Origin of the sequence: Allosediminivita pacifica, from assembly GCF_003054175.1 — a bacterium.
Taxonomy (GTDB): domain Bacteria; phylum Pseudomonadota; class Alphaproteobacteria; order Rhodobacterales; family Rhodobacteraceae; genus Allosediminivita; species Allosediminivita pacifica.
The window spans coordinates 171,626-191,265 of sequence record NZ_QBKN01000005.1; the positions used below are offsets into that span (position 1 = coordinate 171,626).

Genomic DNA, 19,640 nt, shown 5'->3' on the forward strand with positions numbered 1-19,640 from the left:
ATGGGCCTGCTGCTTCGACTGCCGCTGATACTGGTCCTCACGGGGCTCTTCAGCCTGTCGATGATGGTGCCGGCGCTGGTGGCGTTGCGGCTGGAGGAATTTCACGACGCGCGCAGCTTTTTCTACTCAGGCATCCTCGGGCTACTGATCACCGGTTTCGTCGGCCTCGCGCTCGGGGGACAGGTGCACAATCGGCGCGTGCTTCGGCAACTCGTGGCGCTGATGGCGGCCTTCGCGTTCCTGCCGCTGATGCTGGCGGTGCCCTTCTACGAATCCGTGCGCAACACGAGCTTTATCTCCGCCTACTTCGAAATGGTCTCGTGCCTGACGACAACCGGCGCGACGCTGTTCGAGCCCGGGCGCCTGTCGGTGGCCGAGCACCTCTGGCGGGCGCAGGTGGGCTGGCTTGGCGGGCTGATCATGTGGATCGCCGCGGCGGCGATCCTTGCGCCACTGACGCTGGGCGGCTTCGAGGTGACCGCGCGCGGTGAGCCGGGACAGCCGCCGGAACCCGGGGCGGCGCGGCGAGACCAGACCGACCCTGCGGGCCGTCTGTTGCGAAGCACGCGCGAGCTCACGCCCGTCTATTGCGGGCTTACGCTGATCGCGGCGGTGCTGTTGCTGGTGGCAGGCGATCCGCCGCTCGTCGCGGTGAGCCACGCGATGTCGGTCATGGCGACCTCGGGCATCTCCCCGATTTCGGGGCCGCAGGGCGCGCCCGCCGGTTTTGCCGGAGAAATCGTGATCTTCTGCTTCTTCATCTTTGCGCTGTCGCGGCTGACTTTCTCGGGCGACACCTCGGTCATGGGGCGCAAGGGGCTATGGCGTGACCCGGAGTTCCGGCTCGCGCTCCTCGTTGTGGCCGCCGTGCCACTGGTGCTGTTCCTGCGGCACTGGTCCGCGGCCTTCGACGTGGGCGAACAGGAGAACTTCCTCGCCGCGCTGCACGCGCTCTGGGGGTCGCTTTTCACGACACTAAGCTACCTGACAACGACAGGCTTTGTCAGCGCGGACTGGGAAGCGGCACAAGGCTGGTCGGGGCTTTCGACCCAGGGGCTAATTCTCATGGGGCTCGCGATTCTCGGGGGCGGTGTCGCGACCACCGCGGGTGGTGTGAAGCTGCTGCGGGTCTACGCGCTCTATGCCAGCGGTGTGCGCGAGCTCGAACGGCTCATCCATCCCCATTCCGTCGGGCGGACGGGCCTCATCAGTCGGCGAGTGCGGCGCGAGGGCTCGTTCATCGCCTGGGTCTTCTTCATGCTGTTCGCGGTCTCGATCGCGGTGCTGAACATGGGGCTTGGCCTGCTCGGCATCCGCTTCGAGCCCTCAATGGTCATGACCATCGCCACGCTCACCAACACGGGGCCGCTGATGTCGATGGCGAGCGATCAGGCGATCAACCTTATCGCGATCGCGCCAGGGGCGAAAATCCTGCTCTGCCTGGCCATGGTGCTGGGGCGGCTCGAGTTGCTGGCAATCATTGTGATGCTCAACCCCGAAATATGGCGTGATTGATCTGCATCGGACGCCGATGCGCCGAAAAACCGGTGGAAATTGCTGGAAGTCCGCTTATGCGCAATACATACTGGCGATAGAACGAGGGCGCACCGCTATAAGGGCGCGAGGCAAGAACAAAAGGCAAGTCAATGGCTTCGGACAGACAAAACCTGCAGGATGCGTTTCTCAATCACGTCCGCAAGACAAAGGTCCCGGTCACGGTCTTTCTCATCAACGGGGTGAAATTGCAGGGCGTCATTACCTGGTTTGACAACTTCTGCGTGCTGCTGCGCCGGGACGGTCAGTCCCAGCTGGTCTACAAGCATGCGATCTCGACCATAATGCCCAGCCAGCCGATCAACCTCTATGACGGTGACGAGGGGTCTTGAGGGAACACGCTCCAACCCTGACCCGGGCCTGGGTCCTTCATCCCGATATCAAGTCCGACCCGGCCCGCCGCGATGCGAAGATGGCGCTGGACGAGGCAGTTTCGCTTGCGCAGGCGCTGCCCGATCTCGAGGTGGCGGGACAGGAGGTCGTCCCCCTGCCGCGTCCGCATGCGGGCATGCTGTTCGGCTCGGGCAAGATCGAGGAACTGAAGCAGCGTATCGAGGCCGCCGAGGTGGACCTCGTGCTTGTCGACGGGCCGGTGACGCCCGTGCAGCAGCGCAACCTGGAGAAGGCCTGGAAGGTCAAGCTGCTGGACCGAACCGGGCTGATCCTCGAGATCTTCTCGGATCGTGCGGCCACCCGTGAGGGCGTTCTGCAGGTCGAGATGGCGCACCTTACCTACCAGCGCACGCGGCTCGTACGCGCCTGGACGCACCTCGAACGCCAGCGTGGCGGGCTTGGCTTCGTCGGTGGCCCGGGCGAGACCCAGATCGAGGCGGACCGGCGTGCCATCGACGAGCAGCTCGTGCGACTGCGCCGGCAGATGGAGAAGGTGGTCCGGACCCGCGACTTGCACCGCAAGGCGCGCGCCAAGGTGCCCTATCCGATCATCGCGCTGGTGGGCTACACCAACGCTGGCAAGTCGACGCTGTTCAACCGGCTGACGGGTGCGGACGTGATGGCGCAGGACATGCTCTTCGCGACGCTCGACCCGACCATGCGGGCGGTGCAGCTTCCCACCGGTGCCGATGTGATCCTGTCGGACACGGTGGGCTTCATTTCCGACCTGCCGACCGAACTGGTTGCCGCCTTCCGCGCGACGCTTGAAGAGGTGCTGGAGGCGGACGTGATCGTTCATGTGCGCGACATCTCGCATCCCGAGACGGGCGCACAGGCTGCCGACGTGCAGGCCATTCTGGACAGCCTCGGCGTGACCGAGGAGACGCCGCAGGTGGAGCTCTGGAACAAGATCGACCAGTTGCCGGAAGAGGCACTGCAGGCCGCACAGGCGCGGGCCGCGCGCGATCCGGGCATCTTCGCGGTCTCGGCCCTGACGGGCGAGGGGTTGGACGACTTCCTCGAGGCGGTGACCGCTGCGCTTGGCGCGGAGCGTCGGCGCGAAGAAGTGACGCTTGGCTTCGATGAGGGGCGGCGGCGTGCCTGGCTTTTCGAGAAGGGGCTCGTCGAGGAAGAGGCCCAGACCGAAGAGGGTTTCCGCCTGACGCTGAACTGGTCGGCCAGCGACAAGGCGCGGTTCGAGACGCTTTAACGAGCTTAACCTGATACATTCAGAGTGCCCGGCAGGGCTCTGATATTTAACGCGAACCACCGCGTGCGGTTCGCATTGGATGAGGTCTCCCCATGACACCCGCTGCCCGCGTTCAGGCCGCTTCCGAGATCATCGACCAGATCGCCGGAGGGATGGCGGCCGAAAAGGCGCTGACCAACTGGGCGAGGGGCGCGCGCTACGCGGGTTCGAAGGACCGTGCCGCGGTACGGGATCACGTCTTTGATGCCCTGCGCCGCTGGCGCAGTAGTGCGGTACTGGGCGGTGGCGAAAGCGGCCGGCTGAGGATGCTGGGCCTGCTTCGGGCACTCGGACCCGCGCCCGCCGAAGTCTTTACCGGCGGGCCGCACGGCCCCGCGCCGCTGACCGAGGAAGAAGCCGCGGGTGGGGCGGAGCCGGAGGGTGCAGCTGCGCTCGATCTGCCGGATTGGCTTTGGGAACGGCTTCGCGAGAGCCAGGGAGAGGTGGCGGAAGAGGTCGCGTTGTCCCTCCGCGATAGGGCTGAAGTGTTTTTGCGGATCAATGCCTTGAAAGCTGATGCTGATGTGGCGCTTGAAGTTCTGGAGGCCGACGGTATCAGCGCCGAGCGGCATTCGGGAGCCGCCGGCGCGCTGCGCGTGACCCAAGGCGCGCGCAAGATCGCGCGGTCCCGTGCCTACCTCGACGGTCTCCTGGAACTGCAGGACGCTTCGAGTCAGGCGGTGGTGGAGGCCTTGCCGCTGGAGACCGGTCAGCGGGTGCTCGACTATTGCGCTGGCGGCGGCGGCAAGACCCTTGCGCTGGCTGCGCGGCTCGGAGGCGGGCCGGTCCTGGCACATGACGCAAATCCACGCCGCATGTCGGACTTGCCGGCGCGAGCAGAGCGCGCCAGTGCCGTGGTCGAGATTGTCTCGGCACCCTCCGGTCCACACGATCTTGTCCTTTGCGATGCACCCTGTTCGGGAAGCGGTGCCTGGCGCCGAAGCCCCGAGGGCAAATGGCGGCTGAAGCCCGGCGACCTCGACCGGCTGGCGCAGACACAGGGCGAGATCCTCGATGCCGCGGCGGGGCTCGTCGCTCCGGGTGGGGTGCTTGCCTATGTGACCTGCTCGGTTCTGACACAGGAGAACGGACAGGTGGTCGATGCCTTCCGCGCCCGCCATCCCGAGTTCAAGGCCGAACTGTTTCGCGAATACCGGCCGGGGCGGGAAGGAGACGGTTTCTATCTGGCTGTTCTGCGACAGGCTGGACAGGGTGACCGGTAGCGGTCACAATCATAGCATGTGTTGTATGTGTACGAGTAACTAGCGGAGTCTTAACCACGAATTAAGGTCGGCATCTTCAAATGCGGAGAGGCGAATCGTGACCGGAGGAGAGACCTGAGGTGCTGCCGACGGAGGATGCCATGGCGGAGGCGCGCGCGGAGGCTGGGGCCAGCCAGCTGCGCTACGGTCTGGGCCTCGTGGGTATCGCAATTGTCTGCCTCGCGCTTGCTGCGGCACCGGTTCCGGGGCTTTTCCAGTTTGCGGTCTTCGCTGCCGGAGGGGTCTTCCTCGCCCTTGGTGTCGTCTGGCTTGCAGCCCTTCTGTGGCAGGAGCAGCGGGCACGGCGGATGGAACAGCATCTGGCCGACCTGGTTGAGAGCGATCCAACTTGCGCGGTGCTTTGTGACCGAACCCATCGGGTCAGGGCGACCAGCGCCGTCGCCTCGGACTGTCTTGGCGCGAGGCGCGGCGCCTCCTTCCCGGTGATCATGCAGGATGTCTTTGCCGGGGCGGAGGATGCCATGCGGCGGATCGAGCTGGGGGCAAAGGCGTCCGGCGCGGCCTCGGAAGAGATTCCCTATCGATCGGGAAAGTGCAGCATCCGGTTGCGCTCTCTTCCCGGCGGATGGTCCTTGTGGCGGCTCGTCATGCTTGACCAGTCCGATCGCGATGTCCCCGTGATCCGCGTCGGCCCCGATGACGAGATCCTGTCGATGAACGCCCGCGCGCGCGCCCTTTTCGGCCGTGAAGCCGCAGAGCTGGGTGAGCTTGTCGCAGATCTGCCGCTCACACCCGGCAAGGTGCACCCGATGCAGGGCGAACCCGAGCGCAAGCTGCAGGTTATGCGTAGCGACGCCGAGGATGGGGGCGCCGAGCTAGTCGTCAACGAGGTGGAGGCCGGAGACCAGGTAGACCCGGTCGGAAGCTTCGAGACGCTGCCGGTGCCGCTGCTGCGCCTCGCGCCGGACGGCACGATCCTGAGTGCAAACGGCGAGGCGCGCGAACTGCTCGACCTTCGCGCGAACGAGGTGAGCAACGTTGCTCGGAGCATGGAAGGGTTGGGACGGCCGCTGGCGGACTGGCTGTCGGAGGCTGCGGAGGGGCGGGGGCTGAACAGGTCGGAGTTCCTCCGGCTGACGCGTCCGGACCGGGAGGTCTTCGTTCAGGTGACGCTGAACCGGACCGAAGACGACGGGCGGCCCGTTCTCATCGCGGTTCTGAACGATGCGACCGAACTCAAGACACTGGAAGCCCAGTTCGTCCAGAGCCAGAAGATGCAGGCGATCGGGCAGTTGGCGGGTGGCGTCGCGCATGATTTCAACAACCTGTTGACCGCCATCTCGGGGCATTGCGACCTGCTGTTGCTGCGCCACGACCAGGGCGACCCTGACTATTCGGACCTGGTGCAGATCAACCAGAACGCCAACAGGGCCGCGGCGCTGGTGGGGCAGTTGCTGGCCTTCTCGCGCAAGCAGACCATGCGTCCAGAGGTGCTGGACCTGCGCGACACGCTGGCCGACCTGACGCATCTGCTGAATCGTCTTGTCGGCGAGAAGGTGCGTCTTGTCCTCCGGCACGACCCGATCCTCCCCAGCATTCGCGCCGACCGTCGGCAACTCGAACAGGTCATGATGAACCTCGTCGTCAATGCCCGCGATGCCATGCGCGACAGCGGCGAACTGATGATCGAGACCGAGCGGCGCATTCTGCGCGAGCCCCTGCGGCGCGACCGTGCGCTGGTGCCGCCGGGCACCTATGTCGCCGTGACCGTGTCGGACGAGGGTATCGGCATCCCCTCGGACAAGCTTCAGAAGGTGTTCGAGCCCTTCTTCACCACCAAGCGTACCGGCGAGGGCACGGGGCTCGGGCTTTCGACCGTCTACGGGATCGTCAAGCAGAGCGGTGGCTTCATCTTCGTGGACAGCGTGCTTGGCCGCGGGTCCGTCTTTACCCTTCTTTTCCCGGCGCACGTGGGTGCACGCGAAGAAGAAGTCGCGCCCGAGGAGCCGCCAGCCAAGGCTCCCGTCACGGCACCGTCCGAAGGCGTGGTTCTGCTGGTGGAGGACGAGGCACCAGTCCGGTCCTTTGCGGCCCGCGCGCTCCGGCTGCGCAGCTACGAGGTGATCGAGGCGGAAACGGGAGAAGAGGCGCTCGAGCTGCTGGCCCGCGAGGACACGAAGGTGGATGTCTTCGTCACCGATGTGGTCATGCCGGGCATGGACGGGCCGACCTGGGTCCGCGAAGCCCAGAAGACCCGGCCCGAGGCGCGTGTCGTCTTCATCTCTGGCTATGCCGAGAACGTCTTTTCCGCAGGCGGGGACGAGGTGCCAAATTCCGTGTTCCTTCCCAAGCCCTTCTCGCTGTCCGAACTGGCCGATACGGTGGCGATGCACCTGACTGCCTGAGGGCCTTCTGCAGACTTCAATCATTGCTTAACCATCTCACGGCAAGCTGCATTTACCAGAATTCACTTGAAATGTTCCCCTTTTGGCCTCATCTTTCGTGAGAACAAGGGGCGAACAAAGCATTTCATTGCGGCCCATCCGTGGGTGTGTGATAAGGGCAAGGACACAATATATGGCAACGGCAGACCTTTTGGCGATGAACGACAAGCGCAAGGCCGACAAGCAGAAGGCGCTGGATTCGGCCCTGGCCCAGATCGAACGGCAGTTCGGCAAAGGGTCGATCATGAAAATGGGTGGCGACAATGCCATGCGCGATATCGAGTCGACCTCGACGGGGTCGCTCGGCCTCGACATCGCGCTCGGGATTGGAGGGCTGCCCAAGGGCCGGATCATCGAGATCTACGGCCCCGAGTCCTCTGGCAAAACCACGCTGACCCTGCATGCGGTCGCGGAGGAACAGAAGAAGGGCGGTGTCTGCGCCTTTGTCGACGCGGAACACGCGCTCGACCCGCAATACGCCAAGAAGCTGGGCGTCGATCTCGACGAGCTCTTGATCTCACAGCCCGACACCGGCGAGCAGGCGCTCGAGATCACCGACACGCTGGTTCGTTCCGGTGCCGTCAGCATGGTCGTGGTTGACTCGGTCGCGGCGCTGACGCCGAAGTCCGAGCTCGAGGGCGACATGGGCGACAGCAACGTCGGCGTGCACGCCCGCCTGATGAGCCAGGCAATGCGCAAGTTGACCGGGTCGATCGCGCGGTCGAATTGCATGGTGGTCTTCATCAACCAGATCCGGATGAAGATTGGGGTCATGTTCGGCAGCCCCGAGACCACCACCGGCGGCAACGCGCTGAAGTTCTACAGTTCCGTGCGGCTCGACATCCGTCGCATCGGCTCGATCAAGGACCGCGACGAGGTGGTCGGCAACGCCACCCGCGTGAAAGTGGTGAAGAACAAGGTCGCCCCTCCGTTCAAGCAGGTCGAGTTCGACATCATGTACGGCGAGGGGATCTCCAAGACCGGGGAGCTTCTGGACCTCGGCGTGAAGGCCGGCGTCGTCGAGAAGTCGGGAGCCTGGTATTCCTACGGGGATGAACGCATCGGGCAGGGGCGCGAGAACGCCAAGTCCTTCCTGAAGGAGAACACGGGCGTCGCCACGGAGATCGAAGACAAGATCCGCGCGGCGCACGGGCTCGATTTCCAGATGACCGAAGAGGAAGATGTGACAGAGGACTGAGTCTCCCGTCTCTTTCCGAAGACCTTCGAGAGGGCGCCCGTGGGCGCCCTTTTGCATTGCAGAGGTGCCTTGCGCCGCGGCTGGTCAGCTTATGGACACCGAGCGGCCCCGAGGATACATCTGCGCGAAACCAACGCCCGAGATCGAGGCCGCTAGACAATGCCCAGTTTGAACGACATCCGGTCGACCTTCCTGACCTACTTCGAGAAGCAGGGGCACCAGATCGTGCCGTCGAGCCCGCTCGTGCCCCGGAACGACCCGACGCTGATGTTCACCAACTCGGGGATGGTTCAGTTCAAGAACCGTTTCACCGGTGTCGAGCAGGGCGCCTACGACCGTGCGACCACCGCGCAGAAATGCGTGCGCGCCGGCGGCAAGCACAACGACCTCGACAACGTCGGCTATACCGCGCGCCACCATACCTTCTTTGAAATGCTTGGGAATTTCAGCTTCGGCGACTATTTCAAGCAGCAGGCAATTCCCTTTGCCTGGGAACTGGTGACCGGCGAATTCGGCATCCCGAAGGACCGACTGTTGGTCACCGTCTACCACACCGACGAAGAGGCCGTGCGCATCTGGAAGAGCGTCGGCGTGCCCGAGGACCGGATCATCCGCATCGCGACCTCGGACAACTTCTGGCAGATGGGCCCGACCGGCCCCTGCGGCCCGTGCTCGGAGATCTTCTTCGACCATGGCGACAAATACTGGGGCGGCCCTCCGGGATCGCCCGAGGAGGACGGCGACCGCTTCGTCGAGATCTGGAACATCGTCTTCATGCAGAACGAGCAGTTCGAAGACGGGACCATGCGCGAACTCGACATGCAGTCGATCGACACCGGCATGGGGATTGAGCGGGTCGCGGCGCTGCTTCAGGGGACGAACGACAACTACGCGACCGACCTGATCCGCAACCTGATCGAGGCCTCGGCCGAGGCCACCAGCACCGATCCCGACGGGCCGGGCAAGACGCATCACCGCGTGATCGCCGACCACCTCCGGTCGACCTCGTTCCTGCTGGCTGATGGGGTCATGCCGAGCAACGACGGCCGCGGTTACGTGCTGCGCCGCATCATGCGCCGCGCCATGCGCCACGCGCATCAGCTTGGCGCAACCGATCCGCTGATGCACCGGCTGGTGCCGGCGCTCGTGCGGCAGATGGGGCAGGCGTACCCCGAGCTTGTCCGCGCGCAGCCGCTGATCGAGGAGACGCTGAAGCTGGAGGAAACCCGCTTCAAGCAGACGCTCGACCGCGGGCTGAAGCTGCTCGACGAGGAACTGGGCAAGCTCGAGGGCGACGCCATGCTTCCGGGCGAGGCGGCCTTCAAGCTTTACGATACCTTCGGATTTCCGCTGGACCTGACGCAGGACGCGCTGCGCGAGCGTGGCAAGGCCGTGGACCAGGCGGGCTTCGATGCCGCCATGGCCGAGCAGAAGGCCAAGGCGCGGGCGGCTTGGTCGGGGTCCGGCGAATCCGCCGACCTCGCGGTGTGGTTCGATCTGGTCGAGGAGCACGGCGGGACCGATTTCCTTGGCTACGACACGGAAACCGCCGAGGGGCAGGTGCTTGCGCTTGTGAAAGATGGCGAGACCGTTCCGGCGCTGAAGGCGGGCGAAAGCGGCTGGGCCGTGCTGAACCAGACGCCGTTCTACGGCGAGGCTGGCGGCCAGGTGGGCGACACCGGCTGGCTGCGCCGGCTGGAAGACGAGGACGACCGGACCCGCGTGACGGACACCCAGCGCATGGGCGGCGGGCGTATCTTCGCGCATCAGATCACGGTCGAGACCGGCACGCTGTCCAAGGGCGACGCGCTGCAACTCGAGGTCGATCACGCACGTCGCGGGGCGATCCGGGCGAACCACTCGGCGACGCACCTGCTGCACGAGGCGCTGCGCCATGCGCTTGGCGATCACGTCGCGCAGCGCGGCAGCCTCAACGCGCCCGAACGTCTGCGGTTTGATTTCAGCCACGCCAAGGCGCTGACGCACGACGAGCTGCGCCGCGTCGAGGCGGATGTGAACGCCTACATCCGGCAGAACAGCCCGGTGACCACGCGGATCATGACGCCCGACGACGCGCGGGCCATCGGGGCGCAGGCGCTCTTCGGCGAGAAATACGGCGACGAGGTGCGCGTCGTTTCCATGGGGACCGAGCATGGCTCGGGCAAGGGCGCGGATGGTCAGACCTACTCGATCGAGCTTTGCGGCGGCACGCATGTGACGCGGACCGGCGAGATCGGCCTTTGCGTCGTGCAAAGCGACAGCGCGTCGAGCGCCGGTGTGCGCCGGATCGAGGCGCTGACCGGACAGGCGGCCTTCGACTACCTTAGCGAACAGAGCCAGCGCGTGGCCGAGATTGCGGGCGAGCTGCGCAGCAGCCCCGCCGACCTGCCCTCGCGGGTCCGGGCACTGATGGACGAGCGTCGCAAGCTTGAAGGTGAAGTGGCGCAACTGCGCCGCGAGCTGGCCATGGCCGGCGGTGCCGGGCAGGGCGGCACCGAGGCGCGCGACGTGAACGGCGTGCCGTTCCTCGCGCAGGTGCTCTCGGGTGTGACCGGCAAGGACCTTCCGCCGCTGATCGACGAACACAAGAGCCGCCTTGGCAGCGGCGCCGTCCTGCTGATCGCGGACGCGGGTGGCAAGGCCGCCGTGGCCGCCGGTGTGACGGACGACCTGATCGGCAAGGTCTCGGCCGTCGATCTCGTGAAAGCTGCTGTCAGTGAACTGGGCGGCAAGGGCGGCGGTGGCCGTCCGGATATGGCGCAGGGCGGGGGCAAGGATGCCGCGAACGCCGACGCCGCCATCAAGGCCGCAGAAGCCGTGATCGGAGGATAACGATATGCCCGCACTCTGGATTGCCCACGTGAAGGTCAACGACGAAGAGGCCTACGGCAAGTACGCCAAGCTGGCGGGGCCTGCCATTGCCGCGCATGGCGGCACGTTTCTCGCCCGGGGCGGCCGCTACGTGCAGCTCGAGGGGCCGGACCGGCCGCGCAACGTCGTGGCGAAGTTCCCATCGGTCGATGCGGCCGTGGCCTGCTATGAAAGCGATGCCTACCAGGAGGCGCTGAGCCACGCGCGTGGCGCTTCGGAGCGTGAGCTCGTGGTGGTCGAGATCGACGACTGATGGAGATGGAGCGTCTGGCCGACCTGCAGGCCCGGCATGCCGGGGCAGGGCGGCTGGAGTGGATCGGCCTGCGCCCGGCCAGGCGGGAGCCCTTGCTGGCTGTCGAGACGGCCGATGTCTGCGACGCCGGTCTCGAAGGGGATCATGCCGGCGCGGGCCGGCGGGCGGTGACCCTTATTCAGTCCGAGCATCTGCCAGTCATTGCCGCGCTCGCGAAGCTGCATGACGTTGCGCCGGAAATGCTCCGCCGCAACCTTGTGGTTTCAGGGCTGAACCTTATCGCGCTGCGCAATCGCAGGATTGCGATCGGCGATGTCGTCCTTTCGATTACTGCACCCTGTCCGCCCTGTTCGCGGATGGAGCAGGCGCTTGGTGCCGGCGGATACACGGCCATGCGCGGCCACGGCGGCGTCTACGCCGAAGTCGTCAGGGTCGGCACCTTGAGGCTTGGGGACTGCGTGAGGCCCGATGGGGATGAGGACGCGGGATAGGCGGATTGCCGCCAAGCCCCGAGCCCGGGGCCGTCGTGTCAGGTCAAATCTTTCGCAGTATCTGTGGGATGCGCCGCGGGTATACCGGCGAAAAGCTGCCCAAACGATTCGTGCCGCGACCTCAATTTCAACTCGGTCGCGAGAGAATTTCCCGAATTCAGGAGAATTCCCGATCCCGGTCATTCCTCCCGGAAAGGGCACACCTGAATATATGGCGAGAATATGTCTCCGCGGGCACACTCGCCGGGTCTGGCGGTCTATTTGCCGAGAATGCCTGCGAAAACTTCCCCGAGGTCAGGAATACCTGTCGCGCGCGCGCAAAAATCTTCGATAGACTTGAGGCACCTACAATTTTTCGGGAGATACATCATCATGAAAAAGATTGTTGCTGGCGCATTCTTCGCCGTTACCGCTTTCGCCGCACCCGCAATGGCGTGGGAAGGCCAGGTCGTTGCCTGCTACGACAAGGTCTGGGTCCCGGCATCGTACGAGTATTCAAAGAAACTGATCATGGCCGGCCACAAGGAGTGGGAATACAAGAACGGCCAGATGGTGAAGGTCTGGTATCCGCCGGTCTACAAGGAGATCGAGCACATGACGCAGCCGGGGCATTACATTGCTCGCAAGGCGCCCTGCAGATCCTGATCTCCAGGAGCATCCCAAAAGAAAAGGCGCGGGGTTGTCCCGCGCCTTTTTTCATTTCGTGCCGCCCGTCACGGGTGTCAGCCGTTGGATTTCGAAGCGCGCTTGCGCTCGTGCGGATCGAGGTGGCGCTTGCGCAGGCGCACGGCGTTCGGCGTGACCTCGACCAGCTCGTCGTCGTTGATGTAGGCGATCGCCTCTTCGAGGCTGAGCGTGATCGGGGTGGTCAGGCGCACCGCGTCGTCCGAGCCCGAGGCGCGCACGTTGGTGAGCTTCTTGCCCTTGAGCGGGTTCACCTCGAGGTCGTTCTCGCGCGAATGCTCGCCGATGATCATGCCCTGGTAGACCTTTTCCTGCGCGCCGATGAAGAGCTTGCCGCGCTCCTCGAGGTTCCACAGAGCGTAAGCCACGGCATCGCCGTCCTCCATCGAGATGAGCACGCCCGCACGCCGGCCGGGGATCGGCCCCTTGTGTGCGGCCCAGCCGTGGAAGACGCGGTTCATCACGCCGGTGCCGCGCGTGTCGGTCAGGAACTCGCCGTGATAGCCGATCAGGCCACGCGCCGGTACGTGGGCCACGATGCGGGTCTTGCCGGTGCCGGCGGGCTTCATCTCGACCAGCTCGCCCTTGCGGGTGCCGGTGAGCTTTTCGATGACGGCACCGGAGTAGTCGTCATCCACGTCAATGGTGGCTTCCTCGATGGGTTCGAGAAGCTGGCCATCCTCTTCCTTCATGATCACCTGCGGGCGCGAGATCGACAGCTCGAAGCCCTCGCGGCGCATGTTCTCGATGAGGACGCCCATCTGGAGTTCGCCACGGCCCGAAACCTCGAAGGCCTCGCCGCCCGGCGTGTCCTTCACCCGGATCGAGACGTTGGATTCGCTTTCCTTCATGAGCCGTTCGCGGATGACGCGGCTCTGGACCTTCTTGCCGTCGCGGCCCGCGAGCGGGCTGTCGTTGATGCCGAAGGTCACGGTGATGGTCGGTGGGTCGATGGGCAGCGAGGGCAGGGGCTCGTCCACGGCCAGCGCGCAGATGGTGTCGGCCACGGTGGCCTTCTGCATGCCCGCGAGCGTGACGATGTCGCCGGCGCGTGCCTCCTCGATGTCCTGGTAGGCGAGGCCGCGGAACGCCTGGATGCGGCTGACCCGGAACTGTTCGACCTTCTGACCCATGCGGCTGAGCGCCTGCACGGTGGCGCCGACCTTGAGCTTTCCGCTTTCGACGCGGCCGGTCAGGATCCGGCCGAGGAAGGGGTCGGCCGAGAGCGTGGTCGCGAGCATGCGGAAGTCGTCGTCTTCATGGGCCACCTGTTTGGGGGCCGGCACATGATCGACGATCAGCTTGAAGAGCGCGGAGAGATCCTTGCGCGGCCCGTCGAGCTCGTGATCGGCCCAGCCGGACCGGCCCGACGCATACATGTGCGGGAAGTCGAGCTGATCCTCGTCCGCGTCTAGGGCACCGAAAAGGTCGAAGACCTCGTCCAGCGCGCGGTCGGGTTCCGCGTCGGGCTTGTCGACCTTGTTCAGGACCACGATGGGCCGCAGGCCGAGCGCCAGCGCCTTCGAGGTCACGAACTTGGTCTGCGGCATCGGCCCCTCGGCCGCGTCCACGAGCAATACCACGCCGTCGACCATCGACAGGATCCGTTCCACCTCGGCGCCGAAGTCGGCGTGGCCGGGGGTGTCCACGATGTTGATCCGCGTGCCCTTCCATTCCACGCTCGTGGCCTTGGCCAGGATCGTGATACCACGCTCGCGTTCGAGATCGTTGCTGTCCATCGCGCGTTCTGCCACGGCCTGGTTCTCGCGGAAGGCGCCCGACTGCTTGAGCAGCTCGTCCACGAGCGTCGTCTTTCCGTGGTCCACGTGGGCAATGATCGCAATATTGCGAAGCTCCATGTCATCTGCCTTTCAAGGATAGTTGGGCGGCACGTAACGGTGAAGGGCGGCTTTTACCAGAGCCTATCGGTACCTGCAGCATGAGCTGTGTCCCGGGTTCCATGGCAGTCACGCGCTGATTGTCGCGGCGGCGGTCATCCGCCGGCGGCGCAAACCGCTGAGCGAAAAGTTGCTTCCCTCGCGTCGACCTCGGGAACACGTGATCGGTCACCGTGTTTACCTTCCGCGTGGCAGCGCGATAGTGGTGCCGCGTCAAAACGCATACAGGAGCGAGAAAATGAAAACTCTGACCAGTCTGACAGTGATGGCCGTGGTTGCAGCAGGCGCGGCGCAGGCCGGCAGCATGAGCGAGCCGGTTGTCGAAACCCCCGTGACCCCCGTGGCTGTCGAGCCCGCGGCTCCGGTGAACCTCGGCGGTGACTGGACCGGCGGCTACGTCGGTCTGAGCTTCGGCGCATTGTCGATCGAAGACGACAGCGATGACGACGACAGCGCGTCCTACGGCGTGTTCGGCGGCTACGACTACGACTTCGGCCGTTTCGTCCTCGGTGGCGAGCTTGAGTATCAAGGCGCGGACGACCTGAGCGTCAATGGCGTCGACTACGACGGCATTTCGCGTGCGAAGCTGCGTGCCGGTTACGATGCTGGCCCGGCGCTGGTGTACCTCACCGGCGGTGCGGCACACGTCGAGGACACCACCGGCGCGACGCTGGGTCTCGGCATGGACTACAAGATCACCGACAACTTCACCATCGGTGCCGAATACCTGGCCGACAAGTTTGACGATGTCGACGACGCCGACGGCGACGTGACCTCCGACTCGATCGCGATCCGCGGCGCATTCCGCTTCTGATCTCGAGTTGACCAGATACGCCCGGCTTCGGCCGGGCGTATTGATTCAGTGAGGGCTGGTATCCGAGAACAGGTGGATCACCAAGATACCCGCAAGGATCAGCCCCATCCCGATCACTGCCGGGAGATCGAGCCGCTGCCCGAAGGCAAGCAGACCGATCGCAGCGATGAAAACGATCCCCAAACCTGACCAGATCGCATAGGCGATGCCCACCGGAAAATGGTTGAGAGCAAGCGCGAGCAGGTAGAATGCCGCGCCGTAGCCAAGAACCACGACGACGCTGGGCCAGAGCCGCGTGAACTGCTGGCTGGCCTGAAGCGCAGTGGTGCCGACGGTTTCGCAAAACACGGCAAAGGCGAGGAGTACGTAGGGCAAGGCAAGCTCCGGACTTTGATGCCGGTCAAGGCTTAGGCCATCCGTTCGCGCGGCGAAAGCGGCGGCGGACGGCACCTGACACAGATTTTATGCTGAGGAACGTGGCTGTATTAAGCGTCGGGTAGGGGATTGCAGCAATGGTGGGCGAACTCCGCATCAACTGATGAGTGCCGCCATGCCCCGCCGACTTCTTTCTGCATCCTTTCTGGCTCTCGTGGCCAACGGAGCCTTCGCAATGGACTATCGCTCCGCGATGGAAGGCTATCTCGACCAGTCTATCGCGCCATGGGCGTCCGACCCGGTGCTGGTTTCCGCCATCCAGAAGCAGAATGCGCAGACCGCCGGATACGATTCCGCTGAGATCGATCGCCTTGACCAGGCCTGGCGCTCCGAGGTGGGAATGTCCGAAACCCCGACGATCGACCCGGTCGTGACCGGGGTAGCCGCGGATTTCCTGCGGGAGCATGTTGCCGCCTCTGGCGGAACGATCACCGAGATTTTCGTGATGGATGCCCAGGGGCTCAACGTCGCGGCGTCTGCGGTAACGTCGGACTACTGGCAGGGCGACGAAGCAAAGTTCACGGAGACCTATAATGCGGGTCCGGAGGCCGTCCATTTCGGCGACGTCGAATTCGACGAGTCGAGCCAGACCTACCAGGCGCAGATTTCGCTCACCATCACGGACGAGTCCGGAAAGCCAGTGGGTGCCATGACCGTTGGCATCGTGGCGGATGCCCTGATGTAATTGCGGCGGGCGCGCCTTCGCTCGCCAACCTTCCAGACGAGGAATACCCCGATATGGCCATCCCCCGCATGAAGCCGGGCGCCGGTGGCGCGCTGCGCACAGTTTTCGTGAAATGTGCCGCGCTGGTGGCGCTGAATACGATTATCGTCGCCGTGGTGCTCGCCTTTCAGTCCGAACGGCTGAACATGCAGCTTGCCCGCCAAAGTGTTGTGGATCTTGCCGAGCGAACAGTGGAGGCGAAGGCCATGACGCTGGTCCAGCCACTCCGGTTTAACGTTCTGCCGCAGATCGAAGCGGTCGCGGAAGAGGCGATCGCGAGTACCGGTGCTGCTGGCCGCGCTTCGGTGGTGCTGAACCGTGAGGCGGAAATCGTAGCGGCCCCGGGTGAGCCTACCCTTTCGCAGGGGGAGCTTGCTGCGATGGCGCGCGAAGCGCTGGAAACCGGCGCAGCGGTACGGGGTGGAGCCGGCCTGCTCGTCGCCCGACCCGTCGTGACGGATGACGGAACGGCCGTCGGCGCCGTAGCCATCGGCCTGAGCGATGAGGCTGCCCAGGCCGCTATCGCTGACGATCGAATGATGATCCGGCTCGTGGCCGGTGCGGTGATGCTCTGCATGCTGGCTTTCACGCTTTACTGCCTGAGACGCATGCTGATGCTGCCCATGCGGGGTCTGAGCCGCTCGATCCGAACGGTTGCCGATGGCGACTACGAGACCGCGGTTCCCATGCAGGACCGCAGCGACGAGGTCGGTGCAATTGCCCGCAACCTCGGTCAGCTCGTCGAGGCGCTTGCACAAGGCCGCGAGAGCGAGCGGCTGCGGGGCGAACAGCATGCTGCTCAGGCCGAAGTTGTGCACCACCTGAGCCAGGGACTCGACGCCCTGGCCGAGGGGGTGCTGACCCACAAGCTTCACCAGGAATTCCCGGAAGATTATGAGACCCTCCGCCGCAACTACAATCGCGCGCTCGACAGCCTTCGGGCGGCGATTGCCGCCGTCAAGGAAGGTGCCGAGAGCATCCACAGCGGCGCCGACGAGATCGGGCGCGCCTCGGATGATCTGGCGCGCCGGACCGAGACCCAGGCTGCCACGCTCGAGGAAAGTGCGGCTGCCCTCGACCAGCTTCTCAACATGGTCAAGGAAGCCGCCGACGGAGCGAAGGAAGTCGACATGTCCGTCGGGAGTGCTTCGGAACTGGCCAGGCGCAATGGCACGGTCATGAGTCAGGCGGTGACGGCCATGTCGAAGATCGAGGACAGTGCGGAGCAGATCGGTCAGATCATCTCGGTCATCGACGATATCGCCTTCCAGACCAACCTGCTTGCGTTGAACGCAGGCGTCGAGGCGGCGCGCGCCGGTGCGTCCGGCAAGGGGTTCGCGGTCGTGGCGAGCGAGGTGCGCGCCCTGGCACAGCGCAGTTCCGATGCGGCCCAGCAGATCAAGGGCCTTGTGGGCACCTCGACTGCGCACATCAAGGACGGCGCCCAACTCGTCCAGCGGGCAGGAGAGGCCCTGCACGAGGTCGTGTCGAGCGTCGAGGATATCTCGCGCCATGTGAGCCAGATCGCGGCCAGCGCCGGAGAACAGGCGCAGGGTCTCAACGAGATCAATGTCGGTGTGACCAACCTAGACCGTGTCACGCAGCAGAATGCTGCGATGGTCGAGGAAGCGACGGCCGCAGCTCAGATGCTGCGGACCGATGCAGGCAACATGATCCGGCTCATGGGCAAGTTCGACGTCGCAGAGAGAACCGCAGGCGAGGGTGCTGCGCGCGCGGCTTGAGGTGCGCCGTTTGGTGCAGACCGCGCACAATCCTTTGGAACGCGAGGTTCAGAGAATCGCGGCCATGGCCTCGATCTCGACCACAAATTCGGGGCGTGTGAAGCCCGACACGATCATCAGCGTCGATGCCGGCAAATGCTCGACTCGGGCAAGCCAGGCATCGCGCGCGGCCATGTAGCCGGCCATGTGCTCTCGTCCGGTGACAAAGGCATTGATCCTGAGGATGTTCTCCCGGCCCGTGCCCGCTTCGGTCAGGATGGCGTCGATGTTGGCAAAGCAGAGCTCCGCCTGTGCTTCCGCGCCGTCGGGCACTGCGCCGCCCGGCGCAAGCGCCAGCTGGCCCGATGTGACGACAAGGCCGGCTGCCTTGTCGACCGCCACACCATGCGCGTAGCGCGCGAAAGGCGGGGCGATACTCGCCGGTGTCAGGCTGCGCAGGTAGGGGCGGTCGCTCATGCGGCCAATCTGCCCAAGTGGTGCCACACTGCCAAGCCGGAAGCGCCACGGGCGCCATTTCTGCCTCATTATGAGGCGCCAAGCCCGCTTGTGCCGAAGTAGTGAGCATACTCCGGAAGTGTGCTCTTGTCATCTCGCGACCCGCCGTGCGCTCCTGTGTCTGTCCCGGAAATATCCGGCGCAGAACAACGGGGAGAATCGCATGAAAACGCGCACGCTACTTCTGGCCGGCTCGGCCCTCTGCGCCGGGGCCGCCGCCCAGGCACAGGATCTGGTCGAGGTCAGCTATGGAACCAACTGGGTGGCCCAGGCCGAGCATGGTGGCTTCTACCAGGCTGTGGCCGACGGCACCTACGAGGAATGCGGACTCGACGTGACTGTCGTCCCGGGCGGGCCGCAGGTGAACAACAGGGCGCTCATGCTCGCCGGGCGGATCGATTACCATATGGGCGGCGACCTGCTTCAGGCTTTCAACGCCGTGAAGGAAGGCGTGCCGGTGGTTTCGGTCGCTGCGATCTTCCAGAAGCACCCGCAGGTCATCGTGACCCACCCGGGCGTCGCCGAAAGCTTCGAGGACCTCAAGGACCTGACGCTGCTAATCGGCGACAACGGCTACCAGTCCTTCTACCAGTGGATGATCGCCGCCTACGGCTTCACCCCCGAACAGCGCGAACCCTACACCTTCAATCCCGCGCCCTTCCTCGCCGACGAGGGCATGGGCATGCAGGGCTACCTGAGCTCCGAGCCGTATCTTGTTGAAAAGGAAGGTGGTTTCACGCCGGATACCTTCCTGATCGCCGACGCGGGCTATTCGACCTACGCCACGACGATCGAGACCATGGCCGACACGATCGAGAACAAGCCCGAGGAAGTGACCTGCTTCGTCGAGGGCTCGATCAAGGGTTGGTACAACTACCTCTACGGTGACAACAGCGCCGCCAACGAGATGATCATGTCCGACAACCCGGAGATGACGCAGGACAAGATCGACTTTGCCATCGAGCAGATGAAGGCCGAGGGCATCGTCGTCTCGGGTGACGCCGAGGAGATGGGTATTGGGGTCATCACCGAGGAGAAGGTCGGCGACTTCTATACCAAGATGGTTGAGGCCGGCGTGATCGAGGACGACATCGACTGGCAGGCCGCCTACGACACCCAGTTCGTGGGCAAGGGCGTCGGCATGGACCTGATGACGCAGTAACCTGACACCG

Annotated in this window: 17 protein-coding genes; 14 read left to right on the forward strand and 3 right to left on the reverse strand. The window is 64.8% G+C overall.

Annotation, left to right across the window (positions count from 1 at the left end; all coding sequences use genetic code 11):
* The 10 genes from C8N44_RS05730 to C8N44_RS05775 all read left to right on the forward strand — a co-directional run bounded on the left by C8N44_RS05730 (position 1) and on the right by C8N44_RS05775 (position 12,321).
* Complete coding sequence (locus C8N44_RS05730) at positions 1-1,515, forward strand: TrkH family potassium uptake protein (protein WP_107975214.1); 1,515 nt, start codon at positions 1-3, stop codon at positions 1,513-1,515.
* A gap of 131 nt (positions 1,516-1,646) precedes the next feature.
* The gene (hfq, locus tag C8N44_RS05735) at positions 1,647-1,886 is read left to right on the forward strand and encodes an RNA chaperone Hfq (protein ID WP_107975215.1); all 240 of its coding nucleotides are present in this window, start codon (positions 1,647-1,649) and stop codon (positions 1,884-1,886) included.
* A gap of 17 nt (positions 1,887-1,903) precedes the next feature.
* Positions 1,904-3,157, forward strand: coding sequence for a GTPase HflX (hflX, locus tag C8N44_RS05740; protein ID WP_107975246.1), 1,254 nt, complete (start codon positions 1,904-1,906; stop codon positions 3,155-3,157).
* A 92-nt stretch (positions 3,158-3,249) separates the two neighbouring features.
* Complete coding sequence (locus C8N44_RS05745) at positions 3,250-4,419, forward strand: RsmB/NOP family class I SAM-dependent RNA methyltransferase (protein WP_107975216.1); 1,170 nt, start codon at positions 3,250-3,252, stop codon at positions 4,417-4,419.
* 119 nt (positions 4,420-4,538) lie between these two features.
* Positions 4,539-6,824 carry an ATP-binding response regulator gene (locus C8N44_RS05750; RefSeq protein ID WP_425352935.1) on the forward strand — a complete coding sequence of 762 codons (2,286 nt, stop codon included), beginning with the start codon at positions 4,539-4,541 and terminating at the stop codon, positions 6,822-6,824.
* A gap of 172 nt (positions 6,825-6,996) precedes the next feature.
* A complete protein-coding gene (gene recA, locus C8N44_RS05755; protein ID WP_146178808.1) occupies positions 6,997-8,061 on the forward strand; it encodes a recombinase RecA in 1,065 nt (354 codons plus the stop codon).
* Between the two features lie 159 nt (positions 8,062-8,220).
* Entirely contained in the window at positions 8,221-10,893 is a 2,673-nt protein-coding gene (gene alaS, locus C8N44_RS05760; protein ID WP_107975217.1) for an alanine--tRNA ligase, read from the forward strand.
* A gap of 4 nt (positions 10,894-10,897) precedes the next feature.
* The gene (locus tag C8N44_RS05765; RefSeq protein ID WP_107975218.1) at positions 10,898-11,185 is read left to right on the forward strand and encodes a DUF1330 domain-containing protein; all 288 of its coding nucleotides are present in this window, start codon (positions 10,898-10,900) and stop codon (positions 11,183-11,185) included.
* Positions 11,185-11,676 (forward strand): MOSC domain-containing protein, encoded by a 492-nt coding sequence (locus C8N44_RS05770; protein WP_308421210.1) that lies wholly within the window; start codon positions 11,185-11,187, stop codon positions 11,674-11,676. The genes C8N44_RS05765 and C8N44_RS05770 overlap by 1 nt, the downstream gene beginning before the upstream one ends.
* Before the next feature lie 372 nt (positions 11,677-12,048).
* Complete coding sequence (locus C8N44_RS05775; RefSeq protein ID WP_107975219.1) at positions 12,049-12,321, forward strand: hypothetical protein; 273 nt, start codon at positions 12,049-12,051, stop codon at positions 12,319-12,321.
* A gap of 77 nt (positions 12,322-12,398) precedes the next feature.
* On the opposite strand, the gene typA is transcribed toward C8N44_RS05775, so the two are convergent.
* Positions 12,399-14,219 (reverse strand): translational GTPase TypA, encoded by a 1,821-nt coding sequence (gene typA, locus C8N44_RS05780; protein ID WP_107975220.1) that lies wholly within the window; start codon positions 14,217-14,219, stop codon positions 12,399-12,401.
* A 277-nt stretch (positions 14,220-14,496) separates the two neighbouring features.
* On the opposite strand from typA, the gene C8N44_RS05785 reads away from it, so the two are divergent.
* Complete coding sequence (locus C8N44_RS05785) at positions 14,497-15,072, forward strand: outer membrane protein (RefSeq protein WP_107975221.1); 576 nt, start codon at positions 14,497-14,499, stop codon at positions 15,070-15,072.
* Between the two features lie 45 nt (positions 15,073-15,117).
* On the opposite strand, the gene C8N44_RS05790 is transcribed toward C8N44_RS05785, so the two are convergent.
* Positions 15,118-15,447 carry an SMR family transporter gene (locus C8N44_RS05790; protein ID WP_107975222.1) on the reverse strand — a complete coding sequence of 110 codons (330 nt, stop codon included), beginning with the start codon at positions 15,445-15,447 and terminating at the stop codon, positions 15,118-15,120.
* 235 nt (positions 15,448-15,682) lie between these two features.
* Between C8N44_RS05790 and C8N44_RS05795 the strand changes: the two genes are divergently transcribed.
* On the forward strand, positions 15,683-16,192 hold the full coding sequence (locus C8N44_RS05795) for a cache domain-containing protein (protein WP_244641000.1): 510 nt from the start codon (positions 15,683-15,685) through the stop codon (positions 16,190-16,192).
* Between the two features lie 53 nt (positions 16,193-16,245).
* Positions 16,246-17,973, forward strand: a complete 1,728-nt coding sequence (locus C8N44_RS05800) for a methyl-accepting chemotaxis protein (protein WP_107975223.1) — start codon at positions 16,246-16,248, stop codon at positions 17,971-17,973.
* Positions 17,974-18,021: 48 nt separating this feature from the next.
* Here the strand turns inward: C8N44_RS05800 and C8N44_RS05805 are convergent, their stop codons facing one another.
* Entirely contained in the window at positions 18,022-18,429 is a 408-nt protein-coding gene (locus C8N44_RS05805) for a RidA family protein (protein WP_107975224.1), read from the reverse strand.
* A 202-nt stretch (positions 18,430-18,631) separates the two neighbouring features.
* Here C8N44_RS05805 and C8N44_RS05810 point away from each other — a divergent pair, with 202 nt between their 5' ends.
* Entirely contained in the window at positions 18,632-19,630 is a 999-nt protein-coding gene (locus C8N44_RS05810) for an ABC transporter substrate-binding protein (RefSeq protein WP_107975225.1), read from the forward strand.
* Positions 19,631-19,640: the final 10 nt, after the last annotated feature.

Bases quoted from the DNA above. Each gene is read 5' to 3' on its own strand.
- C8N44_RS05800 (WP_107975223.1), top strand. From the start codon at position 16,246: ATGGCCATCCCCCGCATGAAGCCGGGCGCCGGTGGCGCGCTGCGCACA.
- C8N44_RS05770 (WP_308421210.1), top strand. From the start codon at position 11,185: ATGGAGATGGAGCGTCTGGCCGACCTGCAGGCCCGGCATGCCGGGGCA.
- recA (WP_146178808.1), top strand. From the start codon at position 6,997: ATGGCAACGGCAGACCTTTTGGCGATGAACGACAAGCGCAAGGCCGAC.
- C8N44_RS05795 (WP_244641000.1), top strand. From the start codon at position 15,683: ATGGACTATCGCTCCGCGATGGAAGGCTATCTCGACCAGTCTATCGCG.
- C8N44_RS05810 (WP_107975225.1), top strand. From the start codon at position 18,632: ATGAAAACGCGCACGCTACTTCTGGCCGGCTCGGCCCTCTGCGCCGGG.
- alaS (WP_107975217.1), top strand. From the start codon at position 8,221: ATGCCCAGTTTGAACGACATCCGGTCGACCTTCCTGACCTACTTCGAG.
- typA (WP_107975220.1), bottom strand. From the start codon at position 14,219: ATGGAGCTTCGCAATATTGCGATCATTGCCCACGTGGACCACGGAAAG.
- C8N44_RS05805 (WP_107975224.1), bottom strand. From the start codon at position 18,429: ATGAGCGACCGCCCCTACCTGCGCAGCCTGACACCGGCGAGTATCGCC.
- C8N44_RS05785 (WP_107975221.1), top strand. From the start codon at position 14,497: ATGAAAACTCTGACCAGTCTGACAGTGATGGCCGTGGTTGCAGCAGGC.
- hfq (WP_107975215.1), top strand. From the start codon at position 1,647: ATGGCTTCGGACAGACAAAACCTGCAGGATGCGTTTCTCAATCACGTC.
- C8N44_RS05765 (WP_107975218.1), top strand. From the start codon at position 10,898: ATGCCCGCACTCTGGATTGCCCACGTGAAGGTCAACGACGAAGAGGCC.
- C8N44_RS05775 (WP_107975219.1), top strand. From the start codon at position 12,049: ATGAAAAAGATTGTTGCTGGCGCATTCTTCGCCGTTACCGCTTTCGCC.
- C8N44_RS05730 (WP_107975214.1), top strand. From the start codon at position 1: ATGGGCCTGCTGCTTCGACTGCCGCTGATACTGGTCCTCACGGGGCTC.
- C8N44_RS05745 (WP_107975216.1), top strand. From the start codon at position 3,250: ATGACACCCGCTGCCCGCGTTCAGGCCGCTTCCGAGATCATCGACCAG.